Source organism: Candidatus Kurthia intestinigallinarum (genome assembly GCF_003991225.1).
Taxonomy (GTDB): Bacteria; Bacillota; Bacilli; order Bacillales_A; family Planococcaceae; genus Kurthia; species Kurthia populi.
This window is the reverse complement of the sequence record NZ_JTFC01000031.1, coordinates 460,955-485,818: the sequence shown is the minus strand read 5'-3', so window position 1 is coordinate 485,818 and position 24,864 is coordinate 460,955. Positions and strand designations below refer to the sequence as shown.

General features: G+C 39.9%; 25 protein-coding genes. 20 read left to right on the top strand and 5 right to left on the bottom strand.

Going from position 1 to position 24,864, the window contains the following annotated elements; all coding sequences use genetic code 11:
• Positions 1 to 81: 81 nt before the first annotated feature.
• Together QI30_RS11000 and QI30_RS10995 are read right to left on the bottom strand one after the other, a co-directional pair.
• Positions 82 to 285, bottom strand: coding sequence for a YlaI family protein (locus QI30_RS11000; RefSeq protein ID WP_126990814.1), 204 nt, complete (start codon positions 283 to 285; stop codon positions 82 to 84).
• A gap of 11 nt (positions 286 to 296) precedes the next feature.
• On the bottom strand, positions 297 to 788 hold the full coding sequence (locus QI30_RS10995; RefSeq protein ID WP_126990813.1) for a peptidyl-prolyl cis-trans isomerase: 492 nt from the start codon (positions 786 to 788) through the stop codon (positions 297 to 299).
• Between the two features lie 176 nt (positions 789 to 964).
• Here QI30_RS10995 and QI30_RS10990 point away from each other — a divergent pair, with 176 nt between their 5' ends.
• The 7 genes from QI30_RS10990 (at position 965) to QI30_RS10960 (ending at position 9,674) form a co-directional block, all read left to right on the top strand.
• A complete protein-coding gene (locus tag QI30_RS10990; RefSeq protein ID WP_010286615.1) occupies positions 965 to 1,246 on the top strand; it encodes a YlaN family protein in 282 nt (93 codons plus the stop codon).
• 63 nt (positions 1,247 to 1,309) lie between these two features.
• On the top strand, positions 1,310 to 2,485 hold the full coding sequence (gene ftsW / locus QI30_RS10985; protein ID WP_020189346.1) for a putative lipid II flippase FtsW: 1,176 nt from the start codon (positions 1,310 to 1,312) through the stop codon (positions 2,483 to 2,485).
• A 13-nt stretch (positions 2,486 to 2,498) separates the two neighbouring features.
• Positions 2,499 to 5,936: a pyruvate carboxylase gene (gene pyc, locus QI30_RS10980; RefSeq protein WP_126990812.1), complete on the top strand. Its 3,438-nt coding sequence runs from the start codon at positions 2,499 to 2,501 to the stop codon at positions 5,934 to 5,936.
• Positions 5,937 to 6,077: 141 nt separating this feature from the next.
• Positions 6,078 to 6,539 (top strand): DUF420 domain-containing protein, encoded by a 462-nt coding sequence (locus QI30_RS10975; RefSeq protein WP_020189348.1) that lies wholly within the window; start codon positions 6,078 to 6,080, stop codon positions 6,537 to 6,539.
• A 69-nt stretch (positions 6,540 to 6,608) separates the two neighbouring features.
• Complete coding sequence (locus tag QI30_RS10970; protein ID WP_233600570.1) at positions 6,609 to 7,676, top strand: CAP domain-containing protein; 1,068 nt, start codon at positions 6,609 to 6,611, stop codon at positions 7,674 to 7,676.
• Between the two features lie 36 nt (positions 7,677 to 7,712).
• Positions 7,713 to 8,162 carry a YlbF family regulator gene (locus QI30_RS10965; protein WP_020189350.1) on the top strand — a complete coding sequence of 150 codons (450 nt, stop codon included), beginning with the start codon at positions 7,713 to 7,715 and terminating at the stop codon, positions 8,160 to 8,162.
• Between the two features lie 156 nt (positions 8,163 to 8,318).
• Positions 8,319 to 9,674, top strand: a complete 1,356-nt coding sequence (locus tag QI30_RS10960; RefSeq protein ID WP_126990811.1) for a diguanylate cyclase domain-containing protein — start codon at positions 8,319 to 8,321, stop codon at positions 9,672 to 9,674.
• A 65-nt stretch (positions 9,675 to 9,739) separates the two neighbouring features.
• Here the strand turns inward: QI30_RS10960 and QI30_RS10955 are convergent, their stop codons facing one another.
• A complete protein-coding gene (locus QI30_RS10955; RefSeq protein WP_126990810.1) occupies positions 9,740 to 10,645 on the bottom strand; it encodes a glycerophosphodiester phosphodiesterase in 906 nt (301 codons plus the stop codon).
• Positions 10,646 to 10,779: 134 nt separating this feature from the next.
• Here QI30_RS10955 and QI30_RS10950 point away from each other — a divergent pair, with 134 nt between their 5' ends.
• Positions 10,780 to 11,052, top strand: coding sequence for a YlbG family protein (locus tag QI30_RS10950; protein ID WP_020189353.1), 273 nt, complete (start codon positions 10,780 to 10,782; stop codon positions 11,050 to 11,052).
• A gap of 185 nt (positions 11,053 to 11,237) precedes the next feature.
• Here the strand turns inward: QI30_RS10950 and QI30_RS10945 are convergent, their stop codons facing one another.
• Positions 11,238 to 11,627 carry a DUF7147 family protein gene (locus QI30_RS10945; RefSeq protein ID WP_020189354.1) on the bottom strand — a complete coding sequence of 130 codons (390 nt, stop codon included), beginning with the start codon at positions 11,625 to 11,627 and terminating at the stop codon, positions 11,238 to 11,240.
• Between the two features lie 54 nt (positions 11,628 to 11,681).
• On the opposite strand from QI30_RS10945, the gene QI30_RS10940 reads away from it, so the two are divergent.
• From QI30_RS10940 to QI30_RS10925, 4 genes are all read left to right on the top strand, one after another.
• On the top strand, positions 11,682 to 13,112 hold the full coding sequence (locus tag QI30_RS10940) for a hypothetical protein (protein ID WP_126990809.1): 1,431 nt from the start codon (positions 11,682 to 11,684) through the stop codon (positions 13,110 to 13,112).
• A 15-nt stretch (positions 13,113 to 13,127) separates the two neighbouring features.
• The gene (rsmD, locus tag QI30_RS10935) at positions 13,128 to 13,691 is read left to right on the top strand and encodes a 16S rRNA (guanine(966)-N(2))-methyltransferase RsmD (protein ID WP_020189356.1); all 564 of its coding nucleotides are present in this window, start codon (positions 13,128 to 13,130) and stop codon (positions 13,689 to 13,691) included.
• A gap of 1 nt (position 13,692) precedes the next feature.
• Positions 13,693 to 14,181 carry a pantetheine-phosphate adenylyltransferase gene (coaD, locus tag QI30_RS10930; RefSeq protein WP_020189357.1) on the top strand — a complete coding sequence of 163 codons (489 nt, stop codon included), beginning with the start codon at positions 13,693 to 13,695 and terminating at the stop codon, positions 14,179 to 14,181.
• Positions 14,182 to 14,295: 114 nt separating this feature from the next.
• On the top strand, positions 14,296 to 15,348 hold the full coding sequence (locus QI30_RS10925) for a SepM family pheromone-processing serine protease (protein WP_126990808.1): 1,053 nt from the start codon (positions 14,296 to 14,298) through the stop codon (positions 15,346 to 15,348).
• A 142-nt stretch (positions 15,349 to 15,490) separates the two neighbouring features.
• Here QI30_RS10925 and QI30_RS10920 read toward each other — a convergent pair whose 3' ends face one another.
• Positions 15,491 to 16,669 (bottom strand): nucleotidyltransferase, encoded by a 1,179-nt coding sequence (locus QI30_RS10920; protein ID WP_126990807.1) that lies wholly within the window; start codon positions 16,667 to 16,669, stop codon positions 15,491 to 15,493.
• Positions 16,670 to 16,798: 129 nt separating this feature from the next.
• Between QI30_RS10920 and QI30_RS10915 the strand changes: the two genes are divergently transcribed.
• The 8 genes from QI30_RS10915 to QI30_RS10880 all read left to right on the top strand — a co-directional run bounded on the left by QI30_RS10915 (position 16,799) and on the right by QI30_RS10880 (position 24,689).
• Positions 16,799 to 17,329 carry a YceD family protein gene (locus QI30_RS10915; protein ID WP_126990806.1) on the top strand — a complete coding sequence of 177 codons (531 nt, stop codon included), beginning with the start codon at positions 16,799 to 16,801 and terminating at the stop codon, positions 17,327 to 17,329.
• A gap of 23 nt (positions 17,330 to 17,352) precedes the next feature.
• Entirely contained in the window at positions 17,353 to 17,526 is a 174-nt protein-coding gene (gene rpmF, locus QI30_RS10910; RefSeq protein ID WP_020189361.1) for a 50S ribosomal protein L32, read from the top strand.
• 253 nt (positions 17,527 to 17,779) lie between these two features.
• A complete protein-coding gene (locus QI30_RS10905; protein ID WP_020189362.1) occupies positions 17,780 to 18,550 on the top strand; it encodes an enoyl-CoA hydratase/isomerase family protein in 771 nt (256 codons plus the stop codon).
• A 140-nt stretch (positions 18,551 to 18,690) separates the two neighbouring features.
• Positions 18,691 to 19,056, top strand: coding sequence for a DUF3397 family protein (locus QI30_RS10900; protein WP_020189363.1), 366 nt, complete (start codon positions 18,691 to 18,693; stop codon positions 19,054 to 19,056).
• Between the two features lie 80 nt (positions 19,057 to 19,136).
• Complete coding sequence (gene bshC / locus QI30_RS10895) at positions 19,137 to 20,735, top strand: bacillithiol biosynthesis cysteine-adding enzyme BshC (RefSeq protein ID WP_126990805.1); 1,599 nt, start codon at positions 19,137 to 19,139, stop codon at positions 20,733 to 20,735.
• Positions 20,736 to 21,135: 400 nt separating this feature from the next.
• The gene (gene rsmH / locus QI30_RS10890; protein ID WP_126990804.1) at positions 21,136 to 22,074 is read left to right on the top strand and encodes a 16S rRNA (cytosine(1402)-N(4))-methyltransferase RsmH; all 939 of its coding nucleotides are present in this window, start codon (positions 21,136 to 21,138) and stop codon (positions 22,072 to 22,074) included.
• A 15-nt stretch (positions 22,075 to 22,089) separates the two neighbouring features.
• Positions 22,090 to 22,482, top strand: coding sequence for a cell division protein FtsL (ftsL2, locus tag QI30_RS10885; RefSeq protein ID WP_020189366.1), 393 nt, complete (start codon positions 22,090 to 22,092; stop codon positions 22,480 to 22,482).
• Positions 22,479 to 24,689 (top strand): penicillin-binding protein, encoded by a 2,211-nt coding sequence (locus QI30_RS10880; protein ID WP_126990803.1) that lies wholly within the window; start codon positions 22,479 to 22,481, stop codon positions 24,687 to 24,689. Before ftsL2 ends, QI30_RS10880 begins: the two co-directional genes overlap by 4 nt.
• The last annotated feature ends 175 nt before the right edge of the window (positions 24,690 to 24,864 follow it).

Genomic DNA, 24,864 nt, shown 5'->3' with positions numbered 1-24,864 from the left:
CCGCGCCACCGCGCGATTCCGGTTTTTCTTATGCTCATATAAGAGGGTGTTGTTACACGTATGTCACAGCCTCTTTATGCATTAAAACTCCTCTTCGACGCTATGATTGCCCCGGCGGAATTCGAAATTACCTGTTTCAAGGCGTTCTAATGTTTTTTCCGTTACGCGCTCGTAGCACTCATCACACATATAGGTATGAATTGGACGATTGCGTAACTTTTTTGCTTCCGGTGAAAAGTCCGGAATTTCATGGATTTCATCACAAATAACGCATTGGACGCGCATGCAACTTCCTCCTAACGTACGTCGATGCGAACGATTCCTTGAATTGGCTCGTTTTTACCATCGGCGTCTAAGATGTATACAGGACCATTTTCAAGCATGCTACCATCTTGGCTAAATTTGAATAGCAATGTATTCGCTTCATCTAATGAATAAACGTATTCAGTACCTTGTGCATCGATAAAAGCGACTTGAGAAGCTGCTGCTTTTGGCTCTGCATTGTTTAAGAATAAGCTTACGGGCATCGCAAAAGTCCCTGTGCGCATATCTTTATGCGTATATTTTTTTTCTGTTTGAAGTGTTGGAGGGAATACGGCGCCTTCCATGATTTCGCGAGACCAGAATTTGCTCGCTTCTTTCACATATTTTTCATCAGGATCAATCTCGATGTGTTCTGCTGTAAAGTATGTGTTTAAATCAAGTTTACGGTCGTCGAAAATCCATGTGCTGGCATCGAGTGTAATCGCAAAATTGACGTTCCCTGTAACTTGGATAATAGTGTCCATTGTTGTTGCCTCCTTGACATAACGTTCCACCTAACAGTATAACCTTTTTTCTAATTGTTGAGGAAAGATTTTGATTGAATCGTAAATTTGCTAGTAGATGCTTGCATTTTTCCATTGTAAAAGCTAAAATCTATATGATAGAACGATAAGAAATATCAGGTAATGGGGGCGTCCTCATGGATACAAAATCTCAAAGTTCGTATCAGGAGAAGGCATTAGAACTCCTAATTGCCGATGCGGATAAAATTGCACAACTTATTCGAGTACAAATGGAAAACTTAACAATGCCACAGTGTCCATTGTACGAGGAAGTTTTAGATACTCAAATGTTCGGCTTATCTCGAGAAATCGATTTTGCTGTTAAATTGGGTCTTTTAGAGCGCGAAAAAGGCCGTGAAATTCTTGATTCATTAGAGAAAGAATTATCGGCGTTACATGATGCGTTCACGAAGAAATAAGACGAAAAACTCAAACACTTTGTTTGAGTTTTTTTGCTTAATTGGTCAGCGAGGGTTGGTAAAATGAAAAAAATGGTAAAAAATATCTTTAAAAATTTCGATTATCCATTATTTGTTACATATACTTTGCTATGTTTGTTTGGACTTGTTATGATTTATAGTGCGAGCATGGTTTGGGCAGTTGAAAAGCTTCATGCAGCACCAAATTATTATTTTGTGCGTCAACTAATTAATCTATTGATTGCCTTTGCAGCATTTTTTGTTGTGACGGCGATTCCTTATCAGCATTATAAGAAGAAGAAGTGGTACACGATTATTTTATTCGTTACATTTGCGCTTTTACTTCTTGTAAAAGTTATTGGGGTTGCGCCAGGGAATTCAGGCGCGAAAAGTTGGATTAGTTTAGGCTTTATGAATGTTCAACCATCGGAAGTTGCAAAGCTTGCCTTTATCATTTACTTTGCCGGAATTTTAAAACGCAAAGAAGAACAGAAATTATTAAATAGCTTCACCGCAGGCTATTTACCACCGTTTCTTGCGTTAGGGGCCGCAGTTATTCTTATTTTAGGCGAGCCTGATTTTGGTAATGGGATGATGGTACTTTGTATCGCATTGTCTGTTGTCGTAACGAGTGGTATTCGACCAAAGACTTTTTTCCGCATTGCGGCACCGTTATTTGCACTAGGGGCGATTTTTGTCGTAATGGTATTAAAATTCCCAGAACTATTTGTCAGTGGGAAGCGTATTGGTCGTATTTCTGCATTTTTAAATCCGTTTGAGGATGAGCAAAACTACGGCTATCAAATCGTTAACGGTTATTATGCCATTGGTGCAGGTGGTCTAAAAGGTGTAGGTCTTGGGAATTCCGTTCAAAAGCTCGGGTATTTGCCAGAGCCCCAAACGGATTTCATCGTACCGATTATTGCAGAAGAGCTTGGGATTATTGGCGTCATGATTGTCCTAGGTGGGTTATTCTTTTTAATCGCACGTATTTTAATCATTGGTATTCGTTCTTCAGACAGTATGGCTCGTATGATTTGCACAGGTGTGGCAACATGGATTGGCCTTCAAACATTCGTCAATATTGGCGGACTTGCAGGGCTGATCCCGTTAACAGGGGTGCCGATTCCATTCATTAGTTATGGTGGGACATCGATTCTACTGTTATCCATTGCGTTAGGTGTTGTCGCCAATATTTCAAAAAATGTAAAATCCAAGCATTTAAAACGACAAGCTTAGGGGGAATTTGTTTATGTCAATAAACAAAATTTTAGTAGCGAACCGCGGAGAGATTGCAATCCGCGTGTTCCGTGCATGTACAGAAATGAAGATACACACTGTTGCGATTTATTCACGTGAAGATAGCGGTTCTTATCACCGCTATAAAGCAGATGAAGCTTATCTCGTTGGGGACGGGAAGAAGCCGATTGATGCTTATTTAGATATAGAAGATATTTTGCGTATTGCAAAAGAGTCAGGGGCAGATGCTATTCACCCTGGCTACGGTTTTTTATCAGAAAATTTGGAATTTGCGAAGCGTTGTGAGGAAGAGGGCATTATTTTTATTGGTCCTAAGCCACAGCATTTAGATATGTTCGGTGATAAGGTAAAAGCACGCGAACAGGCTATTTTAGCGAATATTCCAGTCATTCCAGGAACGGACGGGCCAGTCGATTCACTTGATGAAGTGAAGGCGTTTGGGGAAACGCACGGCTATCCATTGATGATCAAAGCAGCACTTGGTGGCGGCGGCCGTGGGATGCGAGTAGTACATAATGCAGAGGAAGTGCAGTCAGCATATGAACGTGCGAAGTCAGAAGCAAAAGCTGCGTTCGGTTCTGATGAAGTGTACGTTGAAAAATTCGTTGATAAACCAAAGCATATTGAGGTGCAAATTTTAGGGGATACACAAGGGAATCTTGTACATCTCTATGAGCGTGATTGCTCGATTCAACGTCGTCACCAAAAGGTCGTTGAAATTGCACCATCAAATGCATTATCAGCAGAGCTACGTGGTCGCATTTGTGATGCTGCCGTAAAATTAATGAAAAATGTTGCATACGTTAATGCTGGTACGGTCGAGTTTTTAGTAGCAGACGATGCGTTTTACTTTATTGAAGTAAATCCACGTGTGCAAGTAGAGCATACAATTACCGAGATGGTGACTGGTATTGATATTGTGCACGCACAAATTAATATCGCAGCAGGTCATACCTTACATGATGAGATAACAAATATTCCATTACAGGAAAATATTCCATTAGATGGCTTTGCGATTCAATCACGTATTACGACGGAAGACCCGGCAAATGATTTCATGCCTGATACCGGCCGGTTAAGTGTCTATCGTTCAAGTGGTGGCTTTGGGGTACGTTTGGATGCCGGTAATGGCTTCCAGGGTGCAGTCATTTCGCCTCACTATGATTCATTGCTTGTGAAGTTATGTACGTGGGGCAATACATTTGAGGAATCGGCTCAAAAAATGGACCGTAACTTACAGGAATTCCGTATTCGTGGTGTGAAAACGAATATTCCATTCCTTGAAAATGTCGTGCGTCATAAGGACTTCATTAGTGGTGACTTTAATACGAGCTTTATCGATGCCAATCCAGAGCTATTAAAATTCCGTGTGCCGCGTGACCGTGGTACGAAATTACTGAGCTATATTGGTAACGTAACGGTGAATGGCTTCCCAGGTATCGAATCACAAACGAAGCCGATTTATCCGAAGCCACATAAGCCGGATTTAAAAGTGTATCAGTCAATTCCGGCGGGTACGAAGCAAATTTTAGATGAACGTGGCCCAGAAGGTTTAGCGAAATGGATTACCGAGCAAGACGATGTGCTATTAACGGATACAACAATGCGTGATGCCCATCAATCACTACTTGCGACGCGTGTTCGTTCACATGATATGTACGAGATTGCAGACGCCACAGCGAAAATTATGGGGGGCGATTTCTTCTCACTTGAAATGTGGGGTGGCGCAACGTTTGACGTGGCGTATCGCTTCTTAAAAGAGGACCCGTGGCAGCGTCTACGCTTCCTACGTCAGTTGATTCCTAATACATTATTCCAAATGCTTCTACGCGGTGCCAATGCAGTCGGTTACACGAACTACCCAGATAGCGTCATTAAAGAGTTCGTTCGTGAGGCAGCAAAAGAGGGCATCGATGTGTTCCGTATTTTCGATAGCCTAAACTGGTTACCAGGGATGCAAGTAGCGATTGATGCGGCGCGTGATGCAGGAAAGGTCGCAGAGGCAACGCTATGCTATGCAGGTGATATTTTAGATGATAGCCGTTCAAAATATACGCTAGCATACTACAAGAAAATGGCGAAGGAATTAGAAAATGCTGGTGCCAATATTATCGCGATTAAAGATATGGCGGGTCTTTTAAAACCGAATGCAGCCTATGCGCTTGTAAGTGAATTAAAAGAGGCGACAGACCTTCCAATTCACTTGCATACGCATGATACGAGTGGCAATGGGATTTACTTATATGCGAAGGCCATTGAAGCGGGTGTCGATATTATCGATACGGCTGTCGGCTCGATGTCAGGCTTAACTTCTCAACCGAGTGCGAACAGCTTATACTACGCATTAAAAGGCAGTGAGCGTAATCTTCGTATGGATATTGATGGTGTCGAAAAAATTTCATACTACTGGGAAGATATTCGTAAATACTATAAAGATTTCGAAAGTGGCATGAATAGTCCACATTCAGAAATTTATGTGCATGAGATGCCAGGTGGCCAGTATTCAAATCTTCAACAGCAGGCAAAAGGTGTAGGTCTTGGCGACCGCTGGGAAGAAGTGAAAACGATGTATTCACGCGTCAACATGCTATTTGGTGACATCATCAAAGTAACGCCTTCATCAAAAGTTGTTGGAGATATGGCGCTATTCATGGTACAAAATGATTTGGATGAGCAAACAGTGATTACGCGCGGGGAAACATTAAGCTTCCCTGATTCTGTGATTGAGTTCTTCCAAGGCTATTTAGGTCAGCCATATGGTGGTTTCCCGAAAGAACTTCAAAAAGTTGTCTTAAAAGATCGTGAAGCGATTACAGTACGCCCAGGTGAATTACTAGAAGATATTGATATCGAGGCACGTCGTAATGAATTAAGCAAAAAATACGACCGCATGATGACGACGCAGGATGCACTTGCTCATGTGTTATATCCGAAAGTATTTGAAGAGTATATGACGACATTTGATTTATTTGAAAATGTCTCTGTACTCGACACGCCGACGTTTTTACATGGTTTGCGTCTAGGCGAAGAAATCGAAGTTGTGATTGAAAAAGGGAAAACATTAATTATTAAATTAGTGGCGATTGGTGAGCCACAGCATAATGGTACGCGTGTCGTGTACTTTGAGCTGAACGGTCAGCCACGTGAAATTACAGTACAAGATTTAACGGTGGAAGTATCAGGTGATGCGAAGCGTAAAACAGATCCGACAGATGCCAATCAAATCGGGGCGACGATGCCAGGGACTGTTCTAAAAGTAGTTGTGTCAAAAGGCAGCCCAGTAAAACGCGGGGAGCATTTACTAATTACAGAAGCGATGAAAATGGAAACGACGGTTCAGGCGCCAAAAGATGGTACGATTAAAGAAATTTACGTAGCAGCAGGCGATGCGATTTCAACAGGTGATTTACTAATTGAAATGGAAGATTAGCCGTTTCTAAAGCGAGGGCAGGCCTAAATGGCTGTCCTCGTTTTTTTGTTCACGATTTATCCATGCCATTTTCTAGGGAGTATTGTTATAATGGGGAAGAATTAATCGACAGTTCTATTAATAGATAAGGAGTTCGAACGCATGAATTTACCTATTTTACCGACGATTAGTACTTTCTTTATCGTGCTAAGTGCAGTATTGATTGCAATTGGTTGGATTTTAATTAAACAACGTAAAATTGAAGCACATAAAAAAGTAATGATCGCAGGTGCTATCGCAGCACTAACATTCTTTATTATTTATGCATCACGTACAATTTTCATTGGCAATACAGCGTTTGGTGGCCCAGATGAATTGAAAAAATACTATACAACATTCCTTGTATTCCATATCATTTTAGCAACATCTGGTGGGGTATTTGGCCTTGTCACATTGTGGCTTGGCTTTAAGGAAAACTACAAGAAACACCGTAAAATCGGTCCTGTAACAAGCATCATTTGGTTCTTCACAGCGATTACAGGGGTTATTGTTTACTTATTACTCTATGTATTTTACGAAGGCGGCGTAACAACGTCTGTATTTAAAGCGATTCTAAATCCATAATAAAAAATCCAAAGCGTATCAAGCGTTTTGGATTTTTTTCGTCTTGAGCTATAATGAAAAGTACTATAGATGATGGAGAGAAATGATTTGAAAGCATTGTATAAAATTTTATTTGTATTTGCGATTTTACTCGTCGTATTTTTTTATACGAATACGCCAGTAAAAGAAAATGAAGTATTGAAGTCACCGAATAAAACCTATCCTGAGCAGACGGCACCGCAGACGAATAATGATGTGATGCCTCGTCCGAAAACAGGGTTTTCAACATATGTCGGAAAAAAGGTCAGTGAGTTTGAAGAGAAATACGGTAAGCCCGACCGTAAGGCACCCTCTGCATATGGCTTTAAATGGTGGGTGTACAATCAAAAAGACCAGCAGTATTTATTAGTTGGTGTGGAAAAAGGGAAAGTTGTGCAAGTATTTTTAACGGGTGAACAAGTGGATGCGGCCCCATTTGAAGTTGGTCAAACGATTGAAGATTTATATCGTAATACAATTACAGATACTGAGGTGCATGTGAAAATTGACGATAGCACGTACACATTTATGCTGAGTGAAGCCGATTTATATACGCGTCTACTCGTGATGTATGATGGTGTCTATGCACAGCTCTTCTTTGATGGTATTGAAGGAGAGCTTGAGGCGGTCCGCTATTTAGATGGCAAAACGCTTGTGAAAATGCAACCGTATGATATGACCTATGTTGGCGATATGTTAGAGCCAAAAACGCCATCATCATTTGTACAACAAAAAATCAATGAAGAAAATGCGCTGCAACTAGCAGAGCTTACGAATATTTTTAGAACACATCATGGGTTACCGACGCTCACATTTGATGAGCAGGTGAATACGCTTGCGGCTAGCCAAAGTAGTCTTTTTGCACGTGGTGATGGCGAAGAGGATGTAGGGCTTAAACAAAATTTAAAAAATGCAGGTATCGAATTTGACGGTGCTGCTGAAAATGCAGCAGAGGATTATGTCGATGCACCGGAAGCAATTCATAGTTTTATGAATTCAGATAAGCACCGTACGACAATGCTAGATGAAGCCTTTACGGTACTTGGTACAGGAACATATTCAAAAAATTATGTACAAATTTTTATTGAATCGAGCAAATCTGCGAGCGATTCTGAGTAAGATTTGCTATGATAAACAAGCTAGGAGGGAATGCGTATGATGATGACATCTGAATGGGCGATGATCCTTGATGAAGTCGATGATTTAAGCTCGATGTTGCGCCAGTCAGAAGCCTACGAGGAAGTACAGCGTGCACATAAAGCCGTCTATAGTGACGCAGCGCTTGTAGCACAGATTGACGCATTCAATCACATGAAAGAGCAGTATGAGGAAGTGCAACGCTTTGGCAAATATCATCCAGACTATCAAACAGTTATGAAAGATATTCGCCGGATGAAGCGTGAATTAGATATGGATGACCGCATAGGAACACTTCGCATTGCCGAAAATAGTTATCAAGATTTAGTGGATGAAGTGACGTTGATTATTGCCAAAACGGTTTCGGAATCGGTGAAAGTACCAGTCAGCAATCCGTTTTTCGCAAAAGAATCAGGTTGCTCAACAGGTGGCTGTGGCAGCGGTGGTAGCTGTTCATGTAGTGCTTAATAAAAAGAAGGAGAAGTTAACCATTTGAGTAACTTCTCTTTTTTTAATGAGAAAAATGTCGATAATCTTTTTCTTTTTATAAGAAGGCATTTATTGCCACTACCGGGTTAGTTTGATAGAATAAATAGGAAATAAGGATAAATTAGGTGGAGAATTATGGACAAAGAGGAATTCAAAGAACTCGTCCGAACATTGGATGCACTAATGGCTGAGGCTAAATATATTGAATATTTAGAACTATGTGAGCCGGTTATTGATATCGGTTTGGAACTTCAACTGTTTGAAGAAATCATGCTCATTATGCGTCACATCTCGGAATGCTATTATCAACTTGGCCATGTCGATATTGCCATCGAAAAGCTTGCCCCATTAAAAAAATTAGTAGATGAATATGGCTCAAAAGCAGATTATATTAATTTTCTAAATTTATCTTTCATTTATTGGGATGAGACAACGGATAAAGAGTATGCTGGAACATTTCTTTACGAAGCATTACCTTTAGTGCGACAAGAAAATGACAAGCCGTTATTACGTAAAATATTGAACAACTTGACGGCCTTTAATATTATGCAAGGTCATTTTGAAAAAGCAGAAGAGTACGCACTTGAAACGCAACAATTATTGAAAGAAGAATTTTCAACTGGCGTGACAACAGCAGTAACAGAATATATATCACCGACAATCAATTACGCGATGATTTTAGAACATCAAAATCGTTTAGAAGAATGCGAAAAAGTTATTCAACAAGGCTTTGAGATTTTACCCGCAACGCGTCTGATTTCAAAATTAAATTTAATGTTTACTTTAAGTAAGGTTCGTAAAAAACAACAGCGTCTAGAAGACCAATTAGCAATCTTACTAGAAGCGCGAGATATTTCTTTGCAACATACGTTTACGGTCAATAGTATTGAAATTTTAAAGGAATTAATTAAAATTTATAAGGCAAATGATGATTTTGAACAAATTATTATGACGCAAGCAATGTATATTGACGTACTCGAAAAATCACAGAAGCATGCATGGAAATCTCACTTAATTCAAAATGAACGCTTAAATAGTCTTCATATAGATTATCGTACGTCGATAGATCCGTTGACGAAAATACATAATCGAAAATATTTTGAGCGCTCCTATTATGGCTATTTAAAAGGCGAGCAACATTTATTTTGTTATATAAATATTGTAGCATTTGAACGATATAAAGAGGCACATGGTCATTTAGCAGGTGATGATGTACTAAAAACATTAGCGAAACGTGTGAGTGATGTTTTTGTAGCGCACGGTGGATTATTCGCACGTTATGAAAAAGATTTATTTTGTGGTGTAGTATCAGGTGATGCCGCAATGAATCAACAATTAGTAACGCAGGTGCAGCAAATTTTAACGCAAATGTCTGTCCGTATTGTCGCTAGCGCAATTTGCTTTAAAAAGCGCGATGGGCTCGTGCTAACGAACTTAATCGAGCAAGCAAAAAGTCATTTAACAGACGCAACACATATGACTATTGTGTAAAAGAAAAGCCTCTTCAAAGAATTTTGTCTTTGAAGAGGCTTTTTATTAATAGAAAATTATGCGTTTTAGGCTTCGTTAATAATTTGCATCGCAATATCAGGACGATCTGTCACGATACCACGTGCGCCGCGATTAATTAATTCTTTCATTTCAAGTGGATCATTAATTGTCCAGTAATGTGCTGGAATATTTAATTGGTCTAAGAAATGAATAAAACTCTTTGTATCAAGCGCGATGACGTTACCAAAATTACGTGGGATTTGGAAGACATCGACTTTAGGATTGTATAGATGCTTGAATTGACTTGTGAATGCTGTATAGGCTTTTGTCACTTCGTTTTTACCAGCGCCAAGTGCCACACTGTTTTGTGCATATAAATTGAAGCGGTCAATTTGTTCATCATGGAAGCTTGTAATAACAACGCGTTCCTTTGCATCACATTCTTCTAATAAGCGCCATAGTTTTGACGGCATCAGACCACCTTCATATGTATCAGGTGCATCTTTCATATCGATATTGATAAATAGTGATGGGAATGCAGTAAATAATTCTTTTAATGTGACGATACGCTCTGGCGTGTCACGATAAGCGAATTGTCCTTCTAAATCAACGAATTGATGGCCGAAGTTAAGCTCTTGCAGTTGTGCAAGTGTCATGTCTGCAATACGGCCACTACCTTCACTTGTACGGTCTACATATTCATCGTGAAAAACGACGATTTCTTCATCTTTCGTTAAGCGAATATCGATTTCAAAACCATCTACGCCAAGTGCTGCGGCATTTTTAAAGGCAGCCATCGTTTGCTCAGGTGCTAAATGAGAGCCCCCGCGATGTGCTAATACAATTGGACGATCATATTCAAGTGCTGTTTTACTGTCACGACGTTGTGGTGTGGCGATAGCTTTTGTACTTGCCCAAGCGGCGGCACCTGCTGCTGCGATTGCTACGGCGATTTTTGTTTTTTTACCCATAAATAAATCCTCCTCCAAGTTTGCAGACTACTTTTGTTCATTATACTCGAAAGATAGGACTCCTGTCAGCCTTCGCAGGTTGCGGAGAAAATTCACGCTATGGTATGCTTTGAATTAGAAATGAGGGGATTTTCGTGAGAGAGAGACAAGGGCTAATCGTTTATGTACATCATTTAAAACAAGCGAAGTCTTTACGACGTTACGGACACGTACATTACATATCACGTCGTCAAAAATATGTTGTGCTTTATTGTGATATGGACAATATTGAGGCTGTTACGAATAAATTAACACGCTTACCATTCGTTAAAAAAATAGTGCCATCTTTCCGTCCATTTGTAAAAACAGAGTATGAAAACGCAAAACCAGATAAAGCAAAAGAATATGATTATAAAGCTGGTTTATAAATTATTATAAAAATGATAAAAAAAGACGGCTAGCTGTCGATAATAATGCAAATAGGCTTTTTAGTCTATAAAATGCAACTGCGCGTATAATTCTTTTATCCTTATTGGAAGAGTTTAGACCGGGAAAAATAAAACCGCGCCAAAAGCGCGGTTTTATTTTCTATACGAATGCATGTAGCAAAAAATTAACCTAGGTTTGGAATGTAATGGTACAGACGTAGCAACCCGATTAAATATTGATAATAAAGTGTTGTTTCTACATAGGCAGAAGAGTGTTTAACTTCTAATGTGATCAATATTTTATTAGCAGCTTCAATGCCTTCTTTGAAAAGGTCATAGCGCTGTGATGTTTTTTCAGCATTGTAAGGGATTCCTTCGCGACAAATATAGATTGGCATAAATTTGCTGTCACCAACTGGTTTCATTGCAACCGCAAATGATGCTACTTTTTTGCCGTCTTTTTCGGAAACGAAGACGAAGGTATTGTGAATGCGCTCTTGATTTGTTTTCATAATTTCTAACATTTCATACAGATCGCCATAACCTTGTCCTAATTCAATAAAGCGTTCGATCATTATAAATACACATCCTTTCCTATAAATATTATCATGATGCAGGGGGATTAGCACATGAAAAAAGTAGCCATTATTTTATTTGCATTATTGGTATTTGTAAATGGCATTATGCTGACGTTTCAATATCACGTCTATTCGGATAAGCTCGATGATGTCGCACAGTCCTTTCGTTATAACCAGGTGATTGATGTGACATACCAAGGAAATAAATTAGTCATCAAGCAAACCTTTACAAATTTACCAAAGTCGCCTGTATCGATTTCCTGGCCTAAACATGCTAGCACCGGCAAAAAATGTGTGAAAGATGCAGCAGGAGATGCCGTGAATTGTGAGCGTCTTGATAAGACGATGACACAATTTAAAAAAGGAGAATCAGCGACACAGCAAATTCAATATACGATTCCACTAAAAAAAGGCATGACATCTGAAAAGTTATTAACGAATATTTTCGCGACGTTAAAGCGTGGTATTGTGATGCAAACGCAAGTCCATATTACGGATGAGAAGCGTATCGGGGGTCAATGGTTTACAGGTTTACCCAATATTGCAACGAAAAAGATGACATTAATTGATTATTCGTATTTTAGCGGAAAGGGTGCCGTTTATGAGCTGTACTGGCAAAAAAAACCGATGAAAAAAGCCTTTACAAGCGATGAAGTGACGATTTATGGTCGTGGTATCGTGACGGAGAAGATGCAAAAAGCACTTAGCAATACAGCCATGAATAATTCGAATCATTTAGATATTATTCAAACAAATAATTTACAAGATGGTTACCGAATTTTATTTGTGAAAAACATTACAGATATGCGCTTAGCTGAGCAAATTGCGGTCAATCAAGTGAAGCAGAACTATACGTTTACCGGCACATCGTGGTTACCGGCAGTTGTTGCATCGTTTTTAACGGGTGATAAGTACGGGGACCAAAAGACGAAGGAAATGGTGACAACATTAGATGACTTCATGACAGATGCGCAGAAAAATACGTGGAAAAATGGTCTAGAAAGTTTAGAAGGCGAAAAGATTTCGACATCGAAGCTTGATAAGCTACTTGGCCAAACATTAGACTCTGCGACGAGTTATTTCACGATGAATGCCCAGTCGAAAAAGGTTGCACCACTGTTGTTTGAGGATAGTCGAACGATTTATGTCAACAAAGTCGAACAAAAAAATATGCAAGTTATTTTAAAAGATGGTCGCGTGTTATATGCTGCAGAGGCATTATTTGATACACTAGGGTATACAGCGAAGAAGGGGAACAACGGTTATTATGTGAGCAATAAATCACAACATTATCGCTTCCCGATGTCGTCTGCATTTTATGTATATAACAACAAGCGCTACGACATTGCCTCACAACCATTTGAGGTAATTAACGGTCATTATTATATCGAAGAAACTTGGCTACTACGTCTATTTGGAGCAGATATTCAAAAGGCAGACAAGCGAATTGATATTACGATTTCCGATGACGCGCTGAAATAATGAGGGATCAAATTTATGAGAGTAATCGCAGGAGAACGCAAAGGTATGCCGTTAAAAGCTGTCAACGGCAATACAACGCGTCCAACAACAGATAAAGTAAAAGAATCACTATTTAACATTTTAGGTCCATTTTTTGATGGCGGTACGGTGCTAGACCTATTTGCTGGTAGCGGTGGTTTAGGCATCGAGGCATTAAGCCGTGGTATGGATAAAGCCATCTTTATCGAAAAAGATAGCAAAGCCTACCAAAACTTAAAAGAAAATATTGAGAAATGCCGCTATGAGGATGTCACAGAAGCGTATCGTAATGATGCAACACGCGCTTTAAAACTCCTAATTAAACGTGAAATCCAAGCCGATTTAATCTTTTTAGACCCACCTTACGCAAAGCATAGCTATTACAAAATGGTCGAGGACATTATTGCAAACAATGTCGTGACAAAAGATGGTATTATAGTGTGTGAACACGATAATCAACTCGTTTTGCCAGACCAAATGGCGACGTTTACGAAATATCGTGAAGAAAAATACGGTAGTACGATTATTTCGTTTTATCGCTTAGAGGAAGAAGGGGAATAGGTTGGAGAAAATTGCAGTTGTACCTGGAAGTTTTGATCCGGTCACAAACGGCCACTTAGATATTATTAAACGAGCAGCAGAAGTATTTGATATTGTCTATGTTGCGGTATTAAACAATTCATCAAAAAAACCGCTTTTCACAGTGGATGAGCGTATGGCGTTAATTGGTGAAGTGACAAAGGAGATTCCGAATGTACGCATTGAACAATCGGCGGGGTTACTTGTAGACTATGCACAAAGCAAAAATGCAAGTGCGATTGTGAGGGGTTTACGCGCAGTATCTGATTTTGAGTATGAAATGCAAATTACATCAATGAACCGATTCTTAGATAAACATATCGAGACATTTTTCATTATGACAAAGAATGAGTACTCATTCTTAAGCTCAAGCATTGTCAAAGAGGTGGCGCAGTACGGTGGGAATATCCATGGGCTTGTGCCACAAATTATTGAAGATGCACTTCTTGAAAAATTCAACATAACGAAATAAAGCGATGAGGCTACTGCTGTGAACGTGGTAGTCTTTTTTGTTGTAGAAAAGTATGAAAAAGCGGTAACATAATGACAGATTAGACGTCTTACACGACAGAGAGGGGGCCATCAAATGAATAAAAAACGTTTTTTCGCGTGGCTTGTAGTCATTGCGATTTTGGCATTTGGCTTTATGTACCCACTACATTATTACATCATGAAGCCGGGAAATGCCTATGAGTTATCAGATTATGTAAAAGTAGAGAACGGCGATGAGCCGGGCCCTGGTAAATTGAATATGATGACGGTATCGATGGCAGTTGCAACACCGTTTACATATGTGTATGCCAAACTGAATGATACGCAGGAAATCATGACAGAAAAAGAAGTGCTTGGCGATAATGAATCCAATAAGGAATACAATGAACGTCAGCTCCATTTAATGAGCGATTCCCAGTTTAATGCGAAGTATGTTGCTTTTAAAGAAACAGGAAAAGATTATAAAGTGAATTATGATGGCATTTACGTGGCATCGGTCGTTAAAAAAGGTGCCGCAGATGGCATTTTAGAAGTTGGCGATGAAGTGATGAAAATCGACCATAAAAAATTAGTGAAAAGTGGCGAGTTATCGGATTACATTGCGAAAAAAGACAAAGGTGACCAGGTGAAGTTAACTTTTAAGCGTGATGGTAAAATAATGAAAAAGAATGTCACATTAAAAGAAATTCCGGATGCAGATGGTCGCATTGGGGTCGGCATTTCGTTTACAGATAGTAAATCCATTACGACAAATCCAAAAGTAAAAATCGATTCTGAGAGCATTGGGGGTCCATCGGCGGGCCTGATGTTTACACTTGAAATTATCGATCAATTAACACCTGGTGACTTAGCGAAAGGACATGATATCGCAGGGACGGGCTCGATGAATGAGGATGGCACGGTTGGTCGCATCGGTGGCATCGATAAAAAAGTCATTGCGGCAGATAAAGCGGGCGCTGATATTTTCTTTGCACCAGATGATGATATTTCGGTGTATAAAAAAGTCGCACCAAAGCTTAAAATCGAATCAAATTACGATGAAGCAAAAGCAGAAGCCGAAAAAATTAATACGGACATGAAAATTGTTCCGGTGAAAACGGCTGCGGATGCACTTAACTATTTAAAAAATTTAAAAGAAGCTAATTAAAAAGAGACTCGGACAAAACATATCATTTTCTTTTTGCCGCGTTCGCAGCGAAAAACCGGAACCGCACTAAAACGCGGTTCCGGTTTTTCTTATGCTCATAGGAGCGGTTTTTTACACGTATATCAAAGCCTCTTTAACATCGTTAAATTCGAATGGGTGGACGTCTAAAATCTTCACCCGGTGCGCGCTGTTGTGCAAGGTAATATAAATCTGTTGCCTTACAATCTTGCGAAAGCATCGGATCATCAAACGCGGCAACGCGGCTGACAAGTGGTAACGTAAATTCTTTTTTATGTGCTGAAATATAGCGCTGACCATTTTCCGTCATGCCGAGTAGGCGAATGTAGTGTGGCATACTTGCCTCGATTAGCTGTGCTTTCGTAAAGCCGGTGTAAATATGTGTGAGCATCCGTTGTAGGCGCGTCCATGTGTAGCGCTTTGATTTAATACGTGTCATAAACTGCGTAAAGGTGTCGCTTGTGCGCGCAGCTTTTTGCAATAAATATTCAATGCCCTCTGTGACCTCGGCATGGGCCGCGATTTCAGAAGGACTTAAACGCAGTAGCATATAACGCAGCGTAGGATAAAGAACATCCCAGTTCATAAGCGTTGCCTGCTGTAATAATGAAAAATTACTGGCCGGCATAAATGCTTCGACATCTTGTAAGCTGCCGTCAAAAACAGCTTCTCGAATGCCTGTAGCGCTTTGAATCGTCGTGCCGGCTAAAATATGATCGTGATAGCCCGATGCAATACGTGGAATGGTCACGGCTTGCATGGCACTTTTTTGTTTGAAAATTTGTTCGACATAGTGATAGCCTAAAATATTATTTGGCTGTGTCAAATCGGCAAATGAACCGTTATTTTTTGTGGTCATTTGGCTGTAGGCTGAATTTAAGGCTTTAGGATAGCTTAGACCGCTTTTGACGGCGTGCTGTACATTTTTCTGGAAAGTGGCATTGTCGCCCTCTATCGCGTCGTAAGTGGCTAAAAAAGGCTCGATTTGCCCTTGTTCGCTACCAAATGCCAGGGCACGACATTTTAAGGCCGCTAAAAGTGCCACGCCACCTTTTGCAAAATCGACTGCTGGTGCTGTCGCAAACGCATAGGGCAATTCAACGACGATATCTGCGCCATTTTGAAGCGCCATTTCTGTTCGTAGCCACTTGTCTGCAAAGCTTGGTTCGCCACGTTGTAAAAAGTGGCCACTCATCACGGCAATTACGATATCTGCATCTGTTAAATTACGCGATTGTTTGATATGATGTAGGTGCCCGTTATGAAAAGGGTTATATTCAACAATTATACCTGTTGCATTCATAGAATCACTCCGTTTATACTAACTATTAATGATTATAAGCCGACTTTGAGAGTAGTGACAAGAAAATATCTTGACATCTATTTATTCACATTATATAATCAATTTTGTTGTCTTGAGGTGATAATATATATGAAATGGGCAATCCCACAATTATCGAAATATCGCCAAAGCGGGATGCCAGTGAACGCTGATGTTCAACTGGATAGCGTAATGGAACGCAATAGCGACATTCGCGCAATTGCTCCTGTACATGTCGAAGGTTTAGCGACTTTCGGTTCAGAGCAAATGAATTGTCATTTTCGCGTGACGACGACGCTAACGCTTCCTTGTGCGCGAACTTGGGAAGACGTCATTTACCCAATCGACATCGACATGGTGGAAATTTTCCGCTGGGGAGATATGGCTGGTCATGATGAACAAGATAATATTCACCCTGTAGAGGGCGATGTTATCCATGTCGACCCTGTATTGGAAGAACTAATTTTATTAGAGATTCCAATGCAAGTGTATAAGGAAGATGCACAAATTATGAATCCGAAAAACGATCATTGGTCGATTATGTCGGAAGAAGATTTGACTCGTCAGAAACAAAATGACGAAAAAAAAGTAGATCCAAGATTAGCTAATTTAGCTAAATTTTTTGATCAAACAGATGAATAAGAATCTGTAAGGAGGTGCCATTCATGGCTGTACCATTTAGAAGAACTTCTAAAACTGCGAAACGTCAACGTCGTACGCACATCAAATTAGCTGTACCGGGTATGGTAGCTTGCCCTAACTGTGGCGAACTAAAACTTGCTCACCACGTATGTAAAGCTTGTGGTTCATACAAAGGTAAAGAAGTTATCAGCAAATAATTTCAGTTTTCAACTGAGAGAGACCGCTAGAGAGACCATGGCTCTTTGGCGGCCTTTTTAATATCGGGTCTGACCCGGTAATTCATGGAAAAAATCTAGTTTCACACACACATAAAAGAGCGTAGTATCTGTTAATCGGTACTACGTTCTTTTTTTATCATAGGACGTAAAAATTTTCCACTATTGCCAACTTTCTTATTAAATTGCTATTATACAGGTATGTTTCCGAAAAAATAAACAAAGGGTGATAGAGATGACAAAGGGGTATTTTTTTGAGGAAGTAGATGGCGTTTTAACGTTTACAATTGACCGTCCAGAACGTCGTAATGCAATTAATGATGACGTGATGGATGGCTTCCGTGAAGTAATTGATTATGTACATACACATGATACAGTACGTTTTTTAGTCATTACAGGCACGGGAGACCGCGCATTTTGCTCAGGTGGGGATTTATCTGAGTTTCATACGCTGACGACGGCAGAACAAGCGTCAAGCATGTTGTCGAAGATGGCAGAACTATTATATGAATGGGCAACACTTCCTGTACCGACAATCGCATTAATTAATGGCACAGCAGTAGGGGGCGGCTGTGAGATTGCTACAGCTTGTGATTTCCGTCTCGTGGCTGCCGAAGCGAAATGTGGCTTTATTCAAGGGACACTCGCCATTACGACCGGTTGGGGTGGCGGAACGTACTTATTTGAGCGCGGGCTGCGTCATGACCGCGCACTCAAAATGCTAGTAGATGCGAAAACATATCCTGCACAGCAACTATATGATATTGGCTGGGCAATGCGCGTCTTTGAGGGGGAGCCTCGAAATGCTCTTGAAGAATTTATTGAGGATATGCGTAAAGTGGAGCCAGGTGTCCATAAGGCGTACAAAGAGATGGAGATTCGTAAGTGGAAAAATGCCGGACTTTATACACGCATCCAACAAGAGGTGGCCACATGTTCACTACTTTGGGAGCAAGAGCCGCATTTAGCAGCAGTCGATCGTTTTCTATCAAAAAACAAAAAATAATGCATGGTTTTAAACGAAGATTTCTCGTGTTTTAGCAAGAGAGGTCTTCGTTTTTTTATGTTGTAAAATTGAATTCGATTTGCATTTTAGCTTCAAACATTATTATACTTGCATAAGGTAAAAAAAGGGGGGTGGATGGAATGGGCATATTGTCGACAATTTTTGAATTATGCGCCCAATTTCCATGGGGCATCTTTTTAATCGTTTTTCTGTTTATGAAACTAATCAAAAAAGGCCATCGCGCATTTGGTGCAGCAGCAGATATTACAACATTTGTGTTGCTTTTTTCCATACCGCAGCTCGCAAAAAATTATTTTGATGTCGATTTAGGTGTTCTCACATGGATTGTTGCTGTTGTGTTGTTAATGCTTATGACAACGCTTGAATGGCGCATGAAAGAAGAACTGAAATTTTTAGGCGTATTAAAGCGCACTTGGCGCATCGTCTTTTTATTATATAGCTTTATCTATATTGTGTTATGGGTCATGCATTTGTTTATGCCGTAAGCACATTTATATATTTCACAAAGTAGGAAATGATATACTGCTACTAGGAGTGAAACATTCGAAGAGGAGTAAGAGCGACTATGAGATTGGAACAAGTTGAGTTAAAGGCAACAAACCCTTTATTAAATAGTTATCAACAACAAGGGGATGTAGCAGCCTTTTTCCATTATGAACAAACACAAGAAGCGTTTGAACAACGTCTGAATGATTTAAAAAATCATCCCGTGCGTCGTCAGGAGTTAGCCGACATTATCCGCGACTTTATGGCGCCATATGGCTTATCACCAAAAGATGAGCAACATTTAAAAGAATTAGAAGAGAATGCGGTAGCCGTTGTTGGTGGACAGCAAGCTGGGTTATTAACAGGACCGCTTTATTCTGTACATAAAGCGATTACGGTCATCGTCTTAGCTAATGAGCAGCGTGAAAAACTCGGTGTACCTGTTGTACCAGTCTTTTGGATTGCTGGGGAAGATCATGATATCGATGAAATTAACCATACATTCACAAGCACATTACATAAAGTGAATTTTGGTGAAAAAACGAAGCATAAAAAACAGGCATCGTATACAGTGCTTGACCGCGTGGCATTAACGGAATGGGTGAAAGAAATTTTTGCATCCTTTGGCGAAACAGCGTACACGAAAGATTTATTAGCGAGCGTGTTAGCGGAAGTTGAGCAAACAACGACATTTACAGACTTCTTTGTACGCTTAATGCACGGGTTATTTAAAGAGTATGGCTTATTAATGCTGGATGCGGCGGATGAAAAGCTACGCGCATACGAAGCACCCTATTTTGAACGATTAATCGACCATTCAGAAGAAATTGCCAAAGTTGTTACAGCACGTGAAGCGCATTTAGTCGAACTAGGCTATCCAATGCCAATCGGTGCTACAGAAGATGCGGCAAACTTATTTTACACAGAGGACGGCGCACGCTACTTATTAGTGCGTAAGGATGGTAAGTTTTTAAATCATGCGGCGAATGTTCATTTCACAGTAGATGAAATGAAACAACAAGCAGCGGCGGGCCACTTCAGTAATAATGTGGTGACACGTCCAATGATGCAAGATATGGTGCTTCCCGTACTATCATTTGTCGGGGGGCCTGGTGAGCTTGCTTATTGGTCAACGCTGAAAGAGGGCTTTGAGACATTAGGCATGAAAGTACCGGTATTCACACCACGTCTAAATATTACGATGGTGACATCGCATACACAGGCGCTACTTGAGGATTTACAGTTAACGGTGAAAGACGCGTTAGAAGGAAAAGTAGACGACTTACGCGAAAGCTTTAAAGCGCAAGTATATGACAAAGAGGCACAGCAAACGCTTGAAACAACAAAACGTTTAATTGAAAAACAATATGCAGCATTGCATGAGCATTTAATTGCGAATGATTTACATGTTAATACGCTCGTTGATAAAAACTTAAACTTCCATAAATCACAGCTTGATTTTATGATGCGTAAGATTGAGCAAGAAGTATTAATGAAACATGATGTGGCGATGCGTCGCTTTGGAGATATCGAACGGGACTTATTACCACTTGGAGGCTTCCAGGAACGTACGTATACACCGTATCCATATTTAAATGACTATGGTATGACATTAGTAGATGATTTACTGACATTACCGTATACAATTGATGGTCGTCATCAAATTGTTTATTTATAACACTAAAAAAGATGCTTTGATAGCATCTTTTTTTAATTTTTAACGTCCTAAAAGGCATAAAAGCATAATATTAATTACTTTTTTAAGGTATCAATGTGAAATTTATCATATTATAATCTTTTAATAGGGATTAAATGCTTATTTTTTTGGAATTTTGCACAATTATACAGGATTTTGTAGAGTAAAAACGACGAATGTGGTACATTTACTGTATAAAGTGGGATAGTTTATAGGGTTAACGGTATATTTTTTCAAAATAGCTTTTGAAAATAGGGCTATTGGGGAATATACTGCTGTACGATGTTTCACTTATTCATTATACGCGTTTACTTTTTCAGTACGTGCGGTACTAGGTTAGTAAACGCGTATAATAAGATATTTTGATTTTGGAGGACTTAAAATGTTCAATCACACAACCGTATTATTAAAAGAAACAGTCGATGGTTTGAACATTCGTCCTGATGGCATTTATGTAGATTGTACGCTCGGCGGCGCTGGACACAGTGAATATCTCGTAAGTCAGCTGTCGGACGAAGGTAGGTTAATTTGTTTTGACCAAGACCAAATTGCAATCGACAATGCAAAAGAAAGACTAGCACCATATTTAGACCGTGTGACTTTTGTGCACTCAAACTTCCGCTATATTCAGCAGGAATTATCAGCACTAGGTATCACAACGGTTGATGGCATTCTATATGACTTAGGGGTATCTTCACCACAACTTGATGTGGCGGAGCGCGGCTTTAGTTATCACCAAGATGCGCCACTAGATATGCGTATGGACCAAACCGCTGCACTCACAGCATTCCACGTCGTAAACGAATGGGAGTATTCAGATCTTGTTCGTATTTTCTATCGTTATGGCGAAGAAAAATTTTCAAAACAAATTGCTCGTAAAATTGAGGAAGCGCGTGCAAAAGCGCCAATCGAAACGACAAGCCAACTTGTTGAACTAATTAAAGATGGTATTCCAGCAGCAGCTCGCCGTAAAGGTGGGCACCCGGCAAAACGCGTATTCCAAGCAATCCGTATTGCCGTAAATGATGAGCTAGGGGCAGCCGAGGATTCATTACAACAAGCACTTGATTTAATCGATGTTGAGGGCCGCGTGAGTGTGATTACATTCCACTCATTAGAGGACCGTTTATGTAAAACATTGTTTAAAGAAAAATCATCGTTACCAGATTTACCACCAGGTTTACCGGTTATTCCGGAGCATTTAAAACCAGACTTTAAATTGGTAACACGCAAACCGATTTTACCAAGTGATGAAGAATTAGAAGAAAACAATCGCTCACGTTCAGCGAAATTACGTATTATCGAACGTATTAAAGCTTAGAGAGGAGTCGTTTAGATGGCATTAGCAAAACCAAAGCAGGATTACATACAACAACCGTATATTGAACAACAACCAGATTTTAATCCTACCCCACAACCGAAGAAAAAGCCTCAGACCCGTCGTAAAATTTCAATTTTCAAATGGTCAAAAGCAGAAAAGTTGAGTTTTGTAGTGATGATGAGTATTATTGCTATTTTTGCTGTGATGAATTTAAACACTCTATCGTCAATCCAATCGACGTCTGTAAAGATGAGTCAAACAGAAAAGAAAATTGACTCGATTAAATTAGAAAATAGCGAATTATCAAATGAGGTAAGTAGCTTATCGACACCGGAGCGCATTATGAAGAAGGCAAAAGCTTTAGGCTTAACATCTGATTCGAAAGTGAAGGTAGTGTCAGGAGAATGACAAAACGTAAACGACAAAGTGTATTCGGAAATCGATGGGGAGCCTTTTTAATGCTAGGCATTTTTGGGCTCCTTTTTCTATTGATGTTTGTAAGGATTGCCTTAATCCAAGCGACAGGTTCAGCGGAAGGCCGTGATTTGGCCGCCTCGGTAGCGAAAAAACATACAAAGCAGGAAAATTTATCTGCGACACGCGGAAAGATTATGGACCGTAATGGCTCGATTATTGCGGAAGATGAACAACGCTATAAAATGTATGCCATTATTACGCCCGAGATTTCAAAAGATTTAAAAGAAGATTATCACGTCGTAGATGTCGATAAGACAGCACGCGTGCTTTCAAAATATATTGATTTATCGCCAGCTGAAATTCGTGAAATTATCGTGAAGGCTCAAAAGGCTGATCGATATCAAGTTGAGTTTAATAAGGCAGGACGCAATCTGCCGAATAGTGTAAAAAAGAAAATTGAAGCAGAAGAGTTACCAGGCATTAATTTCGAGACGCAACTTGTTCGCTTTTATCCGAATGGCATTTTCGCATCCAATTTAGTAGGGATTGTCAAGGAAGAGGAAGTTCGTGATAAAGAGACACAGTTATTTACACGTAAAGTAAGTGGAGAGATGGGCATTGAACGCACGTACAACGATGAATTATCGGGTACGAACGGAAAACTTGAATATGAAAGTGACTTCTGGGGTCGTTTATTACCGATGAAGGATGAAACAATCGTACCGGCCAAAGACGGTCAAAATATTTATCTAACGCTTGATAAAATGATTCAAAGCTTTTTAGAAGATTCTATGTCAGAGGTGCAAAAGAAATACAATCCTGAATCGATGATGGCCATTGTAGCCGATCCTAAAACAGGTCGTATTTTAGCAATGTCACAGCGCCCAACGTTTAACTTAAAAACGCGTGAAGGCTTAGAAAATAGCTGGGCGAACTATTTAACAGAACAAACGATTGAACCGGGCTCGACAATGAAAACTTTTACACTTGCAACAGCAATCGAAAATGGTAACTGGGAGCCAAATGCCACATTCCAATCAGGTCAATACAAAGTATATGATGCGACGATTCGTGATAGTAATCAGCGTGGTTGGGGTCGCATTACTTATTTAGAAGGGATTCAACGCTCTTCAAATGTAGGGATGGCGAACTTACTAAAACGAATTGGTCCTGAAAAATTTATGGATTCATTGAAAACATTTGGTTTTGGTACGAAGACGGGAATTGATTTACCTGGTGAAGTGTCGGGTAAATTGTTAAATCAATACCCAATCAATGTTGTCACAACGGCCTATGGTCAAGGGTCAACGGTGACGCCAATTCAAATGATTCAAGCCTATTCAGCCATTGCGAATGATGGCAAAATGATGCAGCCGTATGTCATTGAAAAAATTGTCGACCCTAACACTGGTAAAACGGTTGAGCAACATGAACCGACTGTTAAAGGCCAGCCAATTTCAGCAGAAACGGCTAAAGAAGTACGTGAGACATTAGCAACAACCGTTACATCCGAACACGGAACGGCTCAAAAATTTGCGAGTGAAGATTATACAGTAACCGGTAAAACGGGTACCGCACAAATTCCTAAAGCGGGTGGCGGCTATTCATGGGGGAAAAATCAATTCCTGTATTCCTTCTTAGGTAGTGCCCCGGCAGATGATCCAGAACTAGTGATGTACATTGCTGTTAAGAAACCGAAGCTCGGCGAAAAATATGTTGGCTCAGATCCAACGTCAGAAGTATTTAATTCCGTCATGGACCGTAGTTTAAAATATTTAAATGTTGAGCCGGAAGAAGTAGAACGTGCAGAGGATGTAGAAGTGAGCGACTATGTAGCATTAGGCGTTGAAGATGCGACACAGGAATTAGCAGCTCAAAAATTAACACCAATTATACTCGGTGAGAATGGTACGCAAATTGTGCAACAATATCCAGAAAAAGGCGAAATAGTATTAGAGGGTGCACGTCTGTTCTTGAAAACAGATAGCGATATCATTCAGCTACCTTCGTTTAAAGGCTGGTCACTGCGTGATGTATTAACCTATCAGTCACTTAGTGGTCATCAGTTTACGATAAAAGGAGAAGGCTTTGTGACAACACAGTCACTGCCAGAAGGCACAACATTAGATGCCGATTCAAAACTAACCCTTACGTTAAAGCAAACGGATGCAAAAAGTACAAAAAAAACAAAAAAATAGTCGTTTAGGCGACAGTTATATGTCAGGAAATTTAAAACCGTGCCCACGCTCGGTTTTTTCCTGTTTCATATTGAAAATGAACAATGTTATCGCTTAGTCATAATTGTGATGAATTTGTAAAGGGCTTTTCTAGAAAAAACCTTTTAATTTTAAAGTGAAACTACTATGATAGATA